General features: G+C 71.5%; 11 protein-coding genes and 1 pseudogene. 6 read left to right on the forward strand and 6 right to left on the reverse strand.

Features of this window, described 5'->3' with window-relative positions:
• Positions 1 to 41: 41 nt before the first annotated feature.
• From ACFRFH_RS15750 to ACFRFH_RS15765, 4 genes are all read left to right on the forward strand, one after another.
• Positions 42 to 1,181, forward strand: a complete 1,140-nt coding sequence (locus tag ACFRFH_RS15750; protein WP_382463941.1) for an ROK family protein — start codon at positions 42 to 44, stop codon at positions 1,179 to 1,181.
• Between the two features lie 74 nt (positions 1,182 to 1,255).
• Complete coding sequence (locus ACFRFH_RS15755) at positions 1,256 to 2,662, forward strand: phytoene desaturase family protein (RefSeq protein ID WP_382463942.1); 1,407 nt, start codon at positions 1,256 to 1,258, stop codon at positions 2,660 to 2,662.
• Positions 2,659 to 3,159 (forward strand): hypothetical protein, encoded by a 501-nt coding sequence (locus ACFRFH_RS15760; RefSeq protein ID WP_382463943.1) that lies wholly within the window; start codon positions 2,659 to 2,661, stop codon positions 3,157 to 3,159. Before ACFRFH_RS15755 ends, ACFRFH_RS15760 begins: the two co-directional genes overlap by 4 nt.
• Positions 3,156 to 4,256, forward strand: a complete 1,101-nt coding sequence (locus ACFRFH_RS15765; RefSeq protein WP_382463944.1) for a hypothetical protein — start codon at positions 3,156 to 3,158, stop codon at positions 4,254 to 4,256. Before ACFRFH_RS15760 ends, ACFRFH_RS15765 begins: the two co-directional genes overlap by 4 nt.
• Here the strand turns inward: ACFRFH_RS15765 and ACFRFH_RS15770 are convergent.
• The 4 genes from ACFRFH_RS15770 to ACFRFH_RS15785 form a co-directional block, all read right to left on the reverse strand.
• Positions 4,221 to 4,691, reverse strand: a complete 471-nt coding sequence (locus ACFRFH_RS15770) for a hypothetical protein (RefSeq protein WP_382463945.1) — start codon at positions 4,689 to 4,691, stop codon at positions 4,221 to 4,223. The genes ACFRFH_RS15765 and ACFRFH_RS15770 overlap by 36 nt on opposite strands.
• Positions 4,691 to 5,887 (reverse strand): ROK family protein, encoded by a 1,197-nt coding sequence (locus ACFRFH_RS15775; protein WP_382463946.1) that lies wholly within the window; start codon positions 5,885 to 5,887, stop codon positions 4,691 to 4,693. The genes ACFRFH_RS15770 and ACFRFH_RS15775 overlap by 1 nt, the downstream gene beginning before the upstream one ends.
• 171 nt (positions 5,888 to 6,058) lie before the next feature.
• The gene (locus tag ACFRFH_RS15780) at positions 6,059 to 9,040 is read right to left on the reverse strand and encodes a UPF0182 family protein (RefSeq protein WP_382463947.1); all 2,982 of its coding nucleotides are present in this window, start codon (positions 9,038 to 9,040) and stop codon (positions 6,059 to 6,061) included.
• 121 nt (positions 9,041 to 9,161) lie between these two features.
• Entirely contained in the window at positions 9,162 to 10,301 is a 1,140-nt protein-coding gene (locus tag ACFRFH_RS15785; RefSeq protein WP_382463948.1) for a PDZ domain-containing protein, read from the reverse strand.
• 158 nt (positions 10,302 to 10,459) lie between these two features.
• Between ACFRFH_RS15785 and ACFRFH_RS15790 the strand changes: the two genes are divergently transcribed.
• On the forward strand, positions 10,460 to 11,803 hold the full coding sequence (locus tag ACFRFH_RS15790) for a zinc-dependent metalloprotease (protein ID WP_382463949.1): 1,344 nt from the start codon (positions 10,460 to 10,462) through the stop codon (positions 11,801 to 11,803).
• Between the two features lie 253 nt (positions 11,804 to 12,056).
• Positions 12,057 to 12,722, forward strand: a pseudogene (locus ACFRFH_RS15795) (TOMM precursor leader peptide-binding protein); the annotation flags it as partial.
• Here the strand turns inward: ACFRFH_RS15795 and ACFRFH_RS15800 are convergent.
• Together ACFRFH_RS15800 and nudC are read right to left on the reverse strand one after the other, a co-directional pair.
• Positions 12,679 to 14,412: an ATP-dependent helicase gene (locus tag ACFRFH_RS15800; RefSeq protein ID WP_382463950.1), complete on the reverse strand. Its 1,734-nt coding sequence runs from the start codon at positions 14,410 to 14,412 to the stop codon at positions 12,679 to 12,681. The pseudogene ACFRFH_RS15795 and the gene ACFRFH_RS15800 overlap by 44 nt on opposite strands.
• Before the next feature lie 7 nt (positions 14,413 to 14,419).
• Positions 14,420 to 15,436: an NAD(+) diphosphatase gene (gene nudC, locus ACFRFH_RS15805; protein WP_382463951.1), complete on the reverse strand. Its 1,017-nt coding sequence runs from the start codon at positions 15,434 to 15,436 to the stop codon at positions 14,420 to 14,422.
• Between the last annotated feature and the right edge of the window lie 22 nt (positions 15,437 to 15,458).

Consider the following 15,458-nt stretch of genomic DNA (forward strand, 5'->3'; position numbering starts at 1 on the left):
ACCGGGGGCCACCACGACAGACGCGCGCCGCGAGGAGGACTGTGCCTGACGATCACGGTAAGGCGACGCAGTCCGCCGTGCGGGAGCGCAACCTGACCAGCGCGCTGCAGCTCGTGCTGTCCGGCGAGGGACTGGCCACCCGGGCGAGCATCGCGCGCCGCACCGGCCTGACCTCGGCGACCGTGTCGTCGCTGCTGGCCGGCCTCATCGCCGACGGCCTGGTCGTGGAGGGCAGCCTCGCCGAGAGCACCGGCGGCAAGCGCGCGACCACGCTGCGCGTCGACGCCTCCCGCAACGTACTGCTGTCGGTGATCGTCCAGCCCGGGCTCGTCCGCGGCGCCGTGGTCGACCTCCTCGGCGACGTGGTGCAGTCCGTCGCCCACCGCACCGCCGCGACCGCGACGGTGGAGGACGTGCGCGCGATCGTCCGCCGCCTCGCCGGCGCGACGAAAGCCCGCGTGGTCGCCGTCGCGGTCCAGGTCCCCGGCATCGTGGACGCCGACCTGGTCCGCGAGAGCGTGCAGCTCGGCTGGGTCGACGTCGACCTCGGCCGCGAGCTCGCCGGCGTCGTCTCCGCCCCCGTGCACCTGGTCAACGACGCGGACGCCGAAGCGATCGCCGACTACGCGATCTCCGAGGAGTTCGGCGCCAACCAGCTCTTCGTCTCGCTCAGCACGGGCGTCGGAGCGGCGGTCATCGTCGACGGCGACGTGCTCGCCGGCGCGACCCACCGCGCGGGCGAGATCGGCCATGTGCCCGTGCTGTTCGGCGACGACGCGCCGCTGTGCGCCTGCGGCAACCGCGGCTGCCTCGAGGAGGTGGTCTCGGTGACGAGCCTCCTCGGCCTCCCGCACGGCGCCGACCTGGAGGCGGTGGACGTCGCCGCGCTCGCCGCCCTCCCCGAGTCCCGTGAGCGGATCGCCGCCGGCGCCCGCGTGCTGGCGCGGGCGCTGCTGATGGTGGGCGCGGCCCTCGACGTGCCGAACGTCGTCCTCGGCGGCGCGGCGCCGAAGCTCGGTCCGGACTTCATCGGGCATGTGCGCGCGGAGGCGGCCCGCCACCCGGTCCGCGCCGCGATGCCGCTCAGCTTCCGCTACGCGAAGACGGCGCAGGAGCAGCCGTTCCGCGGCGCGGCGCAGTACGCGCTGCAGGCGACGCTCGGGGTGAGCTGGGCGCGGTGAGAGGCCGACCCTCCGTCTGATATTCTTGTCCGGTGATGTGAGTTCCACATCTTTTCGGACAGGAAGTACGGCGCGTGAGAGCCTCGATCGTCGGCGGCGGCCCGAACGGCCTGTCCGCCGCCGTGACGCTCGCCAGAGCCGGCCTCGAGGTGACCGTCTTCGAGCGGTCGTCCCGCATCGGCGGCGGCGCCCGCACAAGCGAGCTGACGCTCCCCGGGTTCCGGCACGACGTCTGCTCCGCGGTCCATCCCACCGCCCTCGCATCGCCGTTCTTCCGCCGGTTCGGGCTCACCGACCGGGTGCCCTTCGTGATCCCCGAGGCGTCCTACGGACACGCTTTCGCGGACCGCCCTGCCGCGATCGCCTACCGCGATCTGGGGCGGACGGCGGCCGGCCTCGGCGCCGACAGCCCACGGTGGCGCTCGCTCTTCGAGCCGCTGGTCCGCGACATCGAGGGGGTCGTCGACTTCACCGGCGGCTCGCTGGTGCGCCTTCCTTCCCGGCCCGTGACCGCCGCGCGCTTCGGGACGCGTGTGCTCGAGAGCGCGGTGAGCACGCGCCTGCGCACGACGGAGGCGCGCGCACTGTTCGCCGGAGTGGCCGCCCACGCGGCGGGCCGCATGCCCGGCCTCGCCACCGCCGGGGCCGGGATGCTCCTGGCCGCGCACGGCCACGCCGGAGGCTGGGGCCTGCCGCTCGGCGGCAGCGAACGGATCATCGACGCCCTCGCCGCCGACCTGCTCACGCACGGCGGCACCATCGTCACGGACACCGACGTCCGCGATCTCGGCGACCTCCCGCCGGCCGAGGTGACGCTGCTCGACACCAGCGCTCGGGCGATGCTGGGCATCCTCGGCGACCGCCTCCCCGCGCGCTACCGGCGGGCCGTCGGACGCTTCCGGTACGGCGCTGCCGCCGCCAAGCTCGACCTCGCGCTGGACGGCCCGATCCCGTGGATCGACCCGGCGCTGGCCGGGGTTCCGACGGTGCACCTCGGCGGGACCCGCGCCGAGATCGCCAGGGCCGAGAACGACGTGGCGCGCGGCAGGCACCCCGACACCCCGTACGTGCTCCTGGTGCAGCCGAGCACGGTCGATCCCTCCCGCGCGCCGGCCGGAAAGCACGTCGCGTGGCTGTACTGCCATGTGCCGGCCGGATCACCACGCGATATGCGCGAGCCGCTCCTGTGCCGCCTCGAGACCTACGCCCCCGGCGTCCGCGATCGGATCATCGGCGCCAAGAGCACACCGGCCACGGAACTCGAGCGCTACAACCCCAACTACATCGGCGGCGACTTCAACGCGGGAGCCTCGACGACGGTGCAGTTCCTGAAACGCCCCGTGTTCTCCCGCGCGCCCTGGCGGACGCCCGTCCCCGGCGTCTACCTGTGCTCGTCGTCCACCCCGCCCGGCACGTCCACCCACGGGATGTGCGGCTACCACGCGGCCCGCACGGCCCTCAACGACCGAGGAATCGCATGAAGACCACACTGACGCGGCCCGCGATCGTCGCGCTCACCCTCGTAGCCGTGCTGCTGCTCGCGCTGGCGCCCGCGCAGCTCGCGCTGCGCAAGGCGGTGGGAAGCGAACCATACCCTCAGCTCATGATGCCGAGCTTCGGCGCACAGGACGCACGGCCGAACCTGGTGACCGCCAGACATCTCACTCTCGTCGGCGTTCGCGGGGATGGGACCCTCCGAGAGCTCGATGTCGATGCGATCCTGCCGCGGTCGCAGACGTTGCCGATGATCATCGCAGGACTTCAGTTCCAACGCCGGTCAGTGATCGAGGAACCCGAGTCCATCTCCTGGCTCACGCAGCGCATCGACGCGGCCTATCCGGACGAACGGTTCACCGCCCTGCGAATCGTTTGGACCGAGGTGAGTATCGAGATTCCTTCCGGAACGCAGACCAGCAGAGTCGACGACGCGGCGAGCTTCGCGATCGATCTGCGAAATGCCGAGGAGGCCGACCGATGACTGCAGCCCTGAACGCCGTCGGGCGCTGGTTCGAACGCGGCGACTTCACCCCACGCGATGTGGCGATCTTCCGCATCGTCTTCTCCCTGATCATGCTCGCCGGATTTCCGCAGTTCCATTGGGCGGCCGACTACCCTCAGACATTCTTCCGTCCGCCGTGGGGACCCTTCGCGCTTCTGGGAGGATTCCCTCCCGTCCAAGTGCTCTTCGCCCTTGAAGCGCTTCTTGCGGTGGCTCTGGTGTCCCTCCTGGTCGGGTACTTCACCCGGACGGCGTCGGTCATCGTCTCGATCGTCGCGATCGTCGGACTCGGATACAGCTACTCACTCGGCAAGGTCGACCACACGATGTATTTGTGGGTGGCGCCGCTCTTCCTGTTGTTCGCAGGGTGGGGGGACGCACTGTCGATCGATGCCCTCCGGCGGGGACAGCGCCGTTCCGTTCCCGCGACGACACCACAATGGCCGCTACGCCTCTACGCGGTCGTGACTGCGAGCGCGATGCTGACCGCCGCCCTGCCGAAGATCTCGAACGGGTGGCTCGCTCCGGGCTCGTCCGCCACGTACGCCTCCCTTGTGGGCGAATACTTCGGCAACGAACGAACCGCCTGGCTCGCCGGATTCTTCGTCGGTCTCGATGTCCCGTTCTTATGGGAAGCGCTCGACTGGCTGACCGTGATCGCGGAGGCCGCGCTCGTGGTGCTCGTCTTCACCTGGCGGTCGAGGCGCATCGGCCTCGCCATCCTCTGCCTCTTCCATGTCGGGGTGCTGCTGACTCTGACGATCGCCTTCTGGCAGAACGTCGTCGCCTACGGTGCGTTCCTGCTGTGGAGCAGGGTGCCGTGGCCGACGCTCCGACCCGCCACACGGCGCTGGCCGATCGCGATCGCACCGGTCGTCGTCATCGTGGGAGGCCTCGGCGCCTGGTGGGCCGTCACGGTCTTCGGTCCGGCGACCCCGTGGCTCGGGCCCGTCCTCGTGCTCACCGGCGGCGCGGTCGGCATCGGCTACCTCGCGACGCTGGCCGTGCGCCTGCTCGGCTGGTTCACACGCAGTCGCGGTTCAGCTCGCCTCACCGCGGCAGATCAGCGCGACTAGCCGCTCCCCCTGCGCCCGCCCGTACCCGCCGGTCGCGATGTCCGCATAGCCCGGCACCACCATCGCCCCCATCTCCACGACCAGCACCCGCGCTCCCAGCGCCCGCACCGCGTCCACGACGGCGCGCTGCCACGGCGTGGCCCCGAGTCCGGCTCCGAGGACGATCACCGGCGCCCCCGTCGCGAGCACGGGCTCCGGCGGGTCGTCGCGGTCCACGTCGATGACGGGGTTGCGCGACCAGAGCGCGTCCTCCGGGGAGCCGGGCTCGGTCCAGGCCTCGGCCAGCGTGTACCAGCGCGGGACGCCGAGGCGCTCGTTGTCGAGGCTGGCCAGGCGGACCACCGTGCAGCGCGTCCGGAAGGCCGGGAGTTCCTCGCGCACGCCCGGGGCGAAGCGGAAGCCGGTCAACGCCTGCGTCTCCGCGACCAGCGTCATCAGGAGACCCCGAGCCGGGCCGACAGCACCATGACCACGCAGCCGCGGAGGACGATGTCGCGGCCCTGACTGGTCATCCCGATGGTGACGTCCGAGTGGAAGCCTGCCATCGTGCGGTTCTGCAGCGTCTCGCGGACAGCGTCGAGGAGCGTGCCGGCGAGCAGTTCGTCGGGGCCGCTCAGGACCACCTCCGACAGGTTCAGCGCGCCGACGATCGGCGCGAGGGCGACGCCGAGGCGCTGCCCGGCCTGGCGCAGCACCGGCTCGACCGGCTCGCCCGCGCTCGCGGCCGCGGCCACCTTCGCCTCGAGACGCGGGACCGCCAGCCAGGCCTCCAGGCACTTCTCGCGGTCGTACGGACCCTGGGCGCCGTCGTCGGTGCCGACCATCACCTGGCCGATCTCCCCCGCGGCGAAGCGGCTGCCGAACACCAGCGCGCCCGCTACCAGCAGGCCGGAGCCGACGCCGTGGCCGATCTTGACCAGCATCATGTCGCCCAGCGCGTCCGCGAAGCCGTGCTCGGCGAGCACCGCCACATTCGCGTCGTTCGCCACGAACACCGCCCGACCCGTCCGCTCGGCGAGGCGCCGCTGCAGTGGCTCGTCGGTCCAGCCGAGGTTCGGCGCGGCGACGACCGTCCCCGTCGCATCGACGATGCCGGGCGACCCGACCCCGATGCCGAGGATGGGCGCGGTCGCCGCGGCCACCAGCTCGTCCACCAGCGCGAGCACCTTGGCCACGGCCTCCTCGCCGCGGCTGCCCGCCAGCTCGACCGACGCCGAGCGCAGCACAGCGCCGTCGATGTCGAGCACTGCGCCGCGGAAGACGGCGTGCTCGCTGAGATCCACACCGATGATCTGGGTCGCCGCGCGGTTCACGTCCAGCAGCACGGCCGGCTTGCCCGGGCGGGCGTCGTCGCGCTGGCCGAGCTCGACCACGAGGCCCTCGGCGATCAGCTCGCCGATCAGGTCGGAGATCGTGACGCGCGTGAGGCCGGTCTCCCTCGCCAGGTCGGCACGGCTCGCGCGCCCGCTCCGGTAGAGCGACTGCAGCACCAGCGAGCGATTGTGGTTGCGGGCATGCTCGGGAAGCACCTTGGTGCGCGGACGGAGCGCACGGCCCGGGACCATCGCGCCGTCGACGCCGTTCGGGCGCCGATCGGAGGGGCCGGAACGTCGCGCTTCATCGAGGAGCATGTTTGTTAGTAAAGTAGACAATCAAAGTCAGCGCAAGGGTTCGGCCCTGAAATACCGGCGATCTGCGACCATTCGCAGGCCGGGCGGCCGCACTTCGTACAGTCCCTGAGCATACGGAACGACCCGCACCTTCACGGATGCGGGTCGTTCGCGTGATGCGCCGGAGCCGGCCTACTTCGACGGGGTCGGAGACGGAGTCGCTGACGGCTTCGGGGTCGGCGTCGGGCTCGTGACGGTGCCGGAGCCGCCCTCGGCCGACAGCGCCTGCTGGAGCGCCTGCTGCAGTCGGGCGTCCGCTGCGCCGTACGCGGCCCAGTCGCCGGCCTTGAGCGCGGCCGTGCGGTCGGCCAGCGCCTGCTTCGCCTGCTGAAGCGCCTGCTGCAGGGCGGGGTTGTTCGCGCTGCTCGAGCCGGAGCCCGTGCCGGAGCCCGTGCCGCTCGAGCCGCTGCCGGACGAGCCGCCGCCACCCGTCGTCGGGACGTTCTTGTCCCCAGCGTTCGCTCCCGAGTCGCCACCGAACAGCGAGTCCAGGGCCTGGTCGAGCGTGTCCTCGAACGCGATCTTGTCACCGAAGGCGACGAGCACCTTCTGGAGGATCGGGTAGCTCGTCTCCCCCGTCGACTTCACGAAGACCGGCTGGACGTAGAGCAGTCCGCCGCCGACCGGCAGCGTCAGCAGGTTGCCGTTGATCACGTCCGTCTTTCCCTGCCTGAGCAGGTTGAGCTCTTGCGAGACGGTCGGGTCGGAGTTGAACGTGTTCTGCACCTGACCCGGCCCGGGTATGGTGTCGCTCGATGGCAACGACAGGAGTCTGAGCTTTCCGTAGCCGGACGCCACCGAGCCCTTCGTCGAGCCCGCGTCCGCATCGACCGCCAAGTAACCCTTCAGGATCGAGCGACTGGAATCGCTGGCGGCCTGCGGGATGAACGTCGTGTAGAGCGAGAACGACGGGGTGTCCTGCCCCGGCATCTGCAGCGTCAGGTAGTACGGAGGCTGCAGCGTCGGGTCCGACGGCGACGACGTCGGATCGTTCGGCGTCGTCCAGGCGTCGTCGCGGGAGTAGAAGGAACCCGCGTCGGTGACGTGGTACTGGCCGAGCACCGCGCGCTGCACCTTGAACAGGTCCGACGGATAGCGGACGTGGCTGAGGAGCTGCGCGCTCATGTCGCTGATCGGCTTGACCGTGGTCGGGAAGACCTTCTCCCAGGTCTTGAGCACCGGGTCCTTGGCGTCCCAGGCGTAGAGCTTCACGGAGCCGTCGTAGGCGTCGACCGTTGCCTTGACCGAGTTGCGGATGTAGTTGATGTCGTCGAAGGCGTAGGCCGGCTTCGGCGTCTCGGTGTCCGCGATGGCGTCGCTCAGGCTGCCGACGTGCGAGTACGGGTACTGGTCGCTCGTCGTGTAGCCGTCGATGACCCACTTGATGCGACCGTCGATCACGGCCGGGTAGGCCTGCGAGTCGAGCGTGAGGTACGGCGCGACCTTCTGGACGCGCGAGATCGGGTTGCGGTCGTAGAGGATCTGGGAGTCGCTGTTGACGGCGTCGGAGAGCACGATCTGCTCATCCTGGAACTTGAGCGCGTAGACCAGCCGCTTGAAGACGTTGTCGAGCTTCGGTCCGCCGTTGCCGCTGAACGTCGTGGAGGTCTGCTGCGCGTTGTCGGCGCCGCCCGGGTAGTCGAGCTCGACCGGCTTGGAGCCCTTCGGGGCGCCGACGATGGAGTACGTGGGCGACTGCTGCCCGAAGTAGACGCGCGGCTCGTACTGGCCGAGCGTGCCCGTGCTGGGGATGCCCGACTCCAGGAACACCGGCTGGCCGTCGCTGGAGCGCTGGTTGCCGTAGGCGGCGACCATGCCGTAGCCGTGCGTGTAGACGACGGTGTCGTTGAACCAGCTCCGGCTGGTGAGGCCGTTCTGGTTGAGCTCGCGGACCGAGACCACCGCGTCCTGCTCGTTCCCGTTGATCTGGTAGCGGTCGACGTTGAGGTTGCGCGGGAACGCGTAGTACTGACGGAACTGCTGGAGCTGCTGGAACGACGGGCTGATGACCGCCGGGTCCATAATGCGGATCTGCGCGGTGGTCTGGGCGTCCTGACGGAGCGCGCCCGGCTGCGCGTTGGTGGTCGCGTTGTACGGGATCACGTCGATGTTGCTGAGCCCGTACGCGTCGCGCGTGGCGTCGATCGAGCGCTGGATGTACGGCGTCTCCAGCGTCTTCTGGCTGGGGTCGACCTGGAAGCGCTGGACGACCCACGGGTAGATCGCGCCGACGACGAGGGCGGCGACGATCAGCAGCGCGGTGCCGACGAGCGGGAAGCGCCAGCGCCCGATGAACGCGGTCGCGAAGAACATGAGCGCGACGAGCACCGCGATCCCCGCGAGCACCGCCCGGGCGGGGATGGTCGCATTGACGTCGGTGTACGCGGCGCCGTTGACCATGTCGTTGACGTTCGAGTCGGTCACGGCGGCGTAGCGGTCGAGCCAGATGCTGATGCCCTGCAGCAGCAGGTAGAGCCCGGAGATGACCGAGATCTGGACGCGCGCGGCCCGGGAGATGCGCACCTCGCGGCCGCTCACCCGGATGGAGCCGTACAGGTAGCAGGTGGCGAGGGTGGCCAGCAGCGAGATGAGGACGACGGCGGAGGCGAAGCCGACGGCGCTGCGGTAGAACGGCAGCGCGAACAGGTAGAAGCCGACGTCGAGGTGGAACAGCGGGTCGGTCTTGCCGTACGACGTGCCGTTCAGCCACATCGCTGCGGCCTGCCAGCGGCTGGCCGCGGAGACGCCCGCGAAGATGCCGAAGACGATCGGGATGCCGTACATCGCCAGCCGGCGCAGCGGCTCGATGACCTGCTGGTAGCGGTCGAGCTGCGTGTTGAGCTTCGCGTAGACCGGGCGCAGCCGGTAGGCCAGCTGGATGGAGAGCCAGAGCGGCAGGGCCATCGCGAAGAACCCGATGAAGAACATCGCCGTGCCCGCGAACCACTGCGTGGTCAGCACGTTGAGGTACCCGAGCTGCTGGTACCAGAGGATGTCGGCGTACAGGCCGGCGAAGACGAAGAACAGGATCACCAGCGCCACGACCACTCCGAGTGTGATCCAGATGGCGGCCCGGCGACGTCCAGGGGGTCGAACTGCGGCGGTTGAACTCACGTATGGGCCCTCGTGCTCCTCGTGGGGTGACTCAGAGGTCCATCCTAGGCGGGCGTCGCTTGGAGAATGCTGCGGCCCCGCGGTGAAGACCCGGGGTGCGCGCCGAGCGCGCGATCGACGGTCAGGACGCGGGGCAGGTCGGCAGCTTCGCCGTGCTCGACCCGCTGCTGACGGCCTGGAGCACGGCGAGCGAGTCCTTCAGCGTCGAGACCGCGAAGACGTGCAGCCCGGCGGGGATGTGCCCGGTGACCTCGTCGCAGTTCGACGCCGGCGCGAGGAAGTAGCTCGCTCCCCCGGTGTCGCGCGCGGCGTACATCTTCTGCCGGATGCCGCCGATCGCCCCGATGGTGCCGACGTTGTCGATCGTGCCGGTGCCCGCGACCTTCTTGCCGCCGTTGAGCTTGTCCGGCGTCAGCTTGTCGATGATCCCGAGCGCGAACATCTGCCCGGCGCTCGGGCCGCCCACGTTGTTGAGCTGGATGTTCACGTCGAACGGGAAGGTGTAGTCCATCCCGGCTCCGATCCCGAGGACGACCTGGCCCTGCGCCTCGGTGGGCGTGATCGAGACCGTGGAGGCCGCGCCGTCGCGCACGATCCCGATCTCGGCCGCCTTACCCGTTCCGTTGGCGTTGACCGCCTTGCGCAGCGCGGCGACGCTCTTGATGGTGTCCCCGTTGACACTGGTGATCTCGTCGCCCGTCTTCAGCACCTTCGCCGCGGGGGTGCCGGGCAGCAGCTGCTTGACCGCGACCGCCTGCGGGAAGTGGTAGCCGAGCTGGTTGAGCGCCGCGGCGATCGCGTCCTGCTGGGAGTCGACCATCAGGGCCGCGTTCGCGGCGTTGGACTGCTCGGTGGTCGTCCCCGGCGGGAACACCTCGTCGATCGGCGTCACGGCCCGGCTCGGGTCGAACCAGGCCTGGATGATGTTCAACCAGCTCGGGCTCTGGTCGGGGTTGCCGACCACCGACACGGTGAGGAGGTCGAGGGAGCCGCCGGTCGGGTAGGTGGTCTTGCTCGGGATGGTGATCAGCGGCTTGGCGTCGCCGGACGGCGCGGTCCCGACGGCCTGGTCGGTGCCGAGCGTGTTGAAGACCGGGCCGGGCTGCTCGATCACGAACGGCGCCGGCGCGAGCGCGAGGACCAGGGCGAGTGCGACGGCGACGGCGATGGCCACCCAGCCGACGATCGTCCTGCGCGACGGTGCGATCCGGCCGCCGTCCGGCAGCGGCGCCGGTCGGTCGTCGTCGGTGAACAGGGTCACGCGCTGTCCCTTCGGTCGTGTTCGCCACGGGCGCACAGCCCACGGCATCGCCCGAGCCGATTCTCACCCGGCTCGCGGTGATCTCGGGCTAGCGTAGATGCCGAGCCTGGAAAGCCGTAATCGCACGGCTGAAACCATTCTGAGACGAGGGGCGCACCATGGCCGACGATCCGAACAAGGAACCGGACGACGAGTTCCGGGACATGTTGCGGGAGTTCCTGTCCGGCGACTCCTCCATCGATCCGAGTCAGCTCGCGGGCGCCGCCGGCCTCCCCAACGACCCCGCGGCCATCCAGCAGCTCCTCGGGCAGCTCCAGAACGCCCTGATGAACCCGGGTGGGGGCATCAACTGGGAACTCGCCGACCAGCAGGCGCGCACCCTCGCCTCCGAGGGCGCCCACGCCGTGACCCCGGCCGAGCGCTCGACGCTCGACCAGGCCTTCCACGTCGCAGCGCTCTGGCTGGACGAGGCCACGACCGTGGCCGGGTTGTCGACGCCGCCCGAGCTCATCGGCCGCGCCGAGTGGGCGCGGCAGACCATGCCGCTGTGGACCCAGCTCGCCGAGCCGGTCGCGCTGAGCATCTCCGACGCGCTCACCCGCGTTCTCACCGAGCAGGCGCCGGAGGAGATGCAGGGCATGATCCAGAACGCCGGCCAGGTGATGCGCTCGGTCGGCGGCGCCCTGTTCGCCATGCAGCTCGGCCAGGTGGTCGGGCAGCTCGCGAAGGAGGTCGTCTCGGGAGGCGACATCGGCATCCCGCTGCTCGCCGACGGCACCGCGGCGCTCATCCCGCAGAACGTGGCCGAGTTCGGCGACGGGCTCGACATCCCCACCGACCAGGTGCAGCTCTACCTCGCGGTGCGCGAGCTCGCGCACGCCCGCCTGTTCCGGCACGCGAAGTGGCTGCGGCTTCAGCTCATCACCCAGATCACGGCGTTCGCGCGCGGCATCACGATCGACACCGACCGGCTGGAGTCGCTCGCCGAGAGCTTCGACCCGTCCAACCCCGAGGAGCTGCGCGAGGCGATGGTCTCCGGCGCGCTCATCCCGCCCAAGAGCGAGGAGCAGCAGGAGGCCCTCGGCCGCCTGGAGACGGTGCTCGCGCTGGTCGAGGGCTGGGTCGACGTGGTCACCGCCGGCGCCACCCGGCTGCTGCCGAAGGCCGACGCGATCGCCGAGACGGTGCGCCGCCGGCGCGCGGCGGGCGGACCGGCGGAGTCGGCGTTCGCGACGCTGGTCGGGCTGGAGCTGCGCCCGCGGCGCCTGCGCGACGCCGCCGCGCTGTGGCAGGCCGTGACCGACGCCGTGGGCCAGGAGGCCCGCGACCGGCTGTGGTCGCACCCCGACCTGTTCCCCCAGGCCAGCGACCTGGACGACCCGTCCCGCCTGGTCGCGCGGCTCACCGCCGCGGCCACCGGGCAGGAGCCGGAGCGCGACGAGCTGGACCAGGCGATCGAGGACCTGCTGCGCGGCGACGGCGACCGGCCCACCGAAGACTGAACGCGCCGACCCCGCCTGTGGAGAATCGGCCCGGTGACTCCGGGCTGTGGATAACCCGGTTTCGGCGGGTCCGACCCGTCAGGATGGCGGGATGGTCCACCAGCTCGATCCCCGCATCCCCCGCGTGTGGCGCTCGCCGCGCGTCCTCCAGTTCGGCGTCGAACAGCCGAGGCTGATCCTCGACCCGGTCGGCGTCGCGGAGGAGCGGATGATCTCCGCGCTCGCGGCCGGGGCGACCCTGAGCGCGCTGCGGATGATCGCCCGCGGCGCCGGAGCGGGTCCGGCCGCGGTCGGCGCCCTGCTCGCCCGGCTGGCGCCGGTGCTGGAGACGCCGCGGGCCGCGCGGCCGGGCGGCGCGCCGATCGTGGTGCTCGACGGCGCCGGAGCAACGGCTGCCCGCATCCTCGCCCTGCTGCGGGAGGCCGGGGTCGATGTGCGCAGCGGTCTCTCCGCCGACGACCCGGCGGTCGACCTCGCCGCGGCGGCGGTCGTCGTCGGCGCGTACGCGATCGCGCCGCACCGGCACCAGCGCTGGCTGCGCAGGGACATCCCGCACCTGGCGGTGGTGTTCGGCGACGCCGGGGTGACGGTCGGGCCGTTCGTGCGGCCGGGAGAGAGCGCCTGCCTGCGCTGCGTCGACCTCCATCGCCGCGACGCCGACCCGGCCTGGCCTGCGCTCGCGGCGCAGCTCTACACCCGGTCGCTGCCCGGCGAGACGGAGCTGGTCTGCGCGGCGGCGGCGTCGGCCGCGGCCGGCGCGGTCCTCGCTCTGCTGCGCGGTGCCCCTGGACGCTCCGACGCCGCGGCGCGCTACGACGCGGTCGCCGCGCGCTGGTCGGAGCGGCGCTGGGAGCCGCATCCCGAGTGCGGCTGCCTCAGTCCGCTGGCGGCGCCGCCGTCCGCACCGGCGCCAGCTCGACCAGGAACCGCGATGCCTGCCGCGACACCGGCCGCCCCGGCTGGCTTCCGCGCTGCGCCCAGCTCAGCCGCAGCCGGCGCCGCGCGCGGGTGACGCCCACGTAGAGCAGGCGGCGCTCCTCGTCGATCTGCTCGAAGCCGGTGGCGTAGCTGATCGGCACCAGCCCTTCCGAGAGGCCGACGATGTACACGGAGTCCCACTCCAGGCCCTTCGCCGCGTGCAGCGTCGCCAGCGTCACGGCGGACATCGTCGGCTCGTGCTGGCCGGCCTGGCGGGCCATCAGCTCGTCGGTGAAGCGCCGGAACGTCGCGCCCTCCGGCATCTCGTCCACCAGTCCCATGATCGCGTTGAGCGACTCCCAGCGCGCACGCACGGCGCCGCGGCCCTCCGGAGGCTGCACCGACCAGCCCAGCGTGCGCAGCACGTCGCTGACCGACTTGAACAGCGGCTCGTCGGTCGCCGCGACGCTCGCCGCGCGCAGGGTCATCACCGCCTGACGCACCTCCGGGAGGTCGAAGAAGCGCTTGGACCCGCGCAGCTGGTAGCTGATCCCGAGGTCGCCGAGCGCCTGCTCCAGTGCGGCCGCCTGCACGTTCACGCGGTAGAGCACCGCGATGCCCTCCGGCTTGGCGCCGGCCTCCAGCTGCGCCACGATGCTCTGGGCGACGGCACGGGCCTCGGCTCTGTCGTCCTCGAACACCGCGGGTGGCGGTACTTCGTCTCCCGACTTCGCTTCGTGGACGGCGTGCAGCGTCAGCGCGCCGGAGCGGCCGCGCATCAGCCGGTTGGCCGTGTCGATGACCGCGGGCGCCGAGCGGTAGTTCTGCTCCAGCCGCACGACGGTGGCGCCGGGGTTCTCCCGCTCGAAGTCCAGCAGGTACTCGCTGCGCGCGCCCGCGAACGAGTAGATGGTCTGGCTCGCGTCGCCGACGACGCAGAGGTCCTTGCGAGTGCCGAGCCAGAGCCGCAGGAGCTGATGCTGCAGCGGGGAGACGTCCTGGTACTCGTCCACCACGAAGTAGCGGTACTGCTCGCGCACCTGCATGGCCACCGACGGCTCGGTCTCGATCATCCCGGCGCAGACCAGGAGGACGTCCTCGAAGTCGATCTGCTTGCGCTCGTCCTTGAGCTCCTCATAGGCGCGGTGGAAGTCCACGAGCTGCTCGGCCTTCAGCGTTCCGGGCAGCGGGCGGGAGGCCAGCGCCGCGGCGTACTCCTCCAGGCCCATGCTGGAGACCTTGCGCCACTCGATCTCGGCGGCGACGTCGCGGAGGGTCGCGGTGTCCACGCGCAGTCCGAGCTTCTCCGCGGCGTGCCCGAGCACGCGGCCCTTGCCGTCGAGGACGCTGGGGAGCTGGCCGCCGACCACCTGCGGCCAGAAGTAGTTGAGCTGCGCCAGCGCAGCGGAGTGGAAGGTTCTGGCCGACACGCCTCCGGCGCCGAGCTGCCGCAGCCGCCCGCGGAGCTCGGCAGCCGCACGGTTGGTGAACGTCAGCGCCATCACCCGGTTCGGCGTGAACGCGCCCGAGGCGACGCCGTAGGCGATCCGGTGCGTGATCGCGCGGGTCTTGCCGGTGCCGGCGCCGGCCAGCACGCAGACCGGCCCGAAGAGGGCCTCTGCGGCCACACGCTGCTGCGCGTCCAGGCCGCCCAGCAGGCCGTCGGAACCCTGCGCTGTCACGGTGCTCACGCCACGCTCACGCGGGAGGCTCGTCGAGCGGGCCGCCGTACCAGTCCTCGATCAGCGCGCGGGCGATGGACGACCGGCCGGGCAGGATGATCTGCTCGCGCGCCTCCCACAGCTCGTCGCGGCTGAACCAGCGCAGGTCCAGGATCTCCTCGCCGTCCGGCGCGAGCGCGGCAGGGTGCTGGTCGTCGGCGAGCCGTGCCGTCATCCCGACCATCACGGAGGCCGGGAACGGCCACGGCTGCGAGCCCTTGTACCTGGCGTCGGTCACCCGCACGCCCGCCTCCTCGAACATCTCCCGCTCGACGGCGGACTCGAACGACTCCCCCGGCTCCACGAACCCGGCAAGCAGCGAGTAGCGGGAGTGCTCCCACATGGCGTTCGAGCCGAGCAGCAGCCGGTCGTCGGCGTCGAGCACGGTGACGATGACCGCGGGGTCGGTGCGCGGGAAGACTTCGGAGCCGTCCTCGAAGCAGCGCCGCACCCAGCCGGCCTGCTCGACGACGGTCGGCATGCCGCACCGCGGGCAGTGCGTGTGCGAGGCGTGCCAGTTCGCGATCGCCAGGGCCTCGGTGAAGAGCCCGGCGTCGCGGTCGCTCAGGGCGGTGGCGACGGTGCGGAGGTTGCCCCAGCGCGCCTCGTCCGGCTCCAGCTCGGTCGCGGCGGCGTCGGTGAGGACCTCCAGCACGACGGCAGAGCCGGCGGGCTGGCCGGGAACGTCCACGATCGTGCGCCCGAGGTAGACGCGGAGCAGCGCCGCCGTGACCCGGTCCACCGGGAGCAGGTCGAGCTCTGCGGGACCGGCGTCCGGCGCGCTCCAGCCGTCGGACGCCGGCGTCGCGGCGGCCACGCTCTCCGGCGTCAGCAGCGCCCTGCCCTTCCAGAGCGCGAGGACCCGGGTCGTGGGCTCCTCCCACAGCTCGTCGAACAGTGCAGGCCGGGAGCGGGCGGCGTGATCGCGGTCGATCGCGTGGCGCGAGAGCGGGAGCGCGGCGAGCGGCAGCGCGGACGTCGATGCGGACGACATCTGGTTCCCTTCGAGGCGTGGA

Source organism: Leifsonia sp. NPDC056824, from assembly GCF_042789575.1.
Taxonomy (GTDB): domain Bacteria; phylum Actinomycetota; class Actinomycetes; order Actinomycetales; family Microbacteriaceae; genus Leifsonia.

Bases quoted from the DNA above. Each gene is read 5' to 3' on its own strand.
- ACFRFH_RS15760 (WP_382463943.1), top strand. From the start codon at position 2,659: ATGAAGACCACACTGACGCGGCCCGCGATCGTCGCGCTCACCCTCGTA.
- ACFRFH_RS15765 (WP_382463944.1), top strand. From the start codon at position 3,156: ATGACTGCAGCCCTGAACGCCGTCGGGCGCTGGTTCGAACGCGGCGAC.
- ACFRFH_RS15770 (WP_382463945.1), bottom strand. From the start codon at position 4,691: ATGACGCTGGTCGCGGAGACGCAGGCGTTGACCGGCTTCCGCTTCGCC.
- ACFRFH_RS15775 (WP_382463946.1), bottom strand. From the start codon at position 5,887: ATGCTCCTCGATGAAGCGCGACGTTCCGGCCCCTCCGATCGGCGCCCG.
- ACFRFH_RS15790 (WP_382463949.1), top strand. From the start codon at position 10,460: ATGGCCGACGATCCGAACAAGGAACCGGACGACGAGTTCCGGGACATG.
- nudC (WP_382463951.1), bottom strand. From the start codon at position 15,436: ATGTCGTCCGCATCGACGTCCGCGCTGCCGCTCGCCGCGCTCCCGCTC.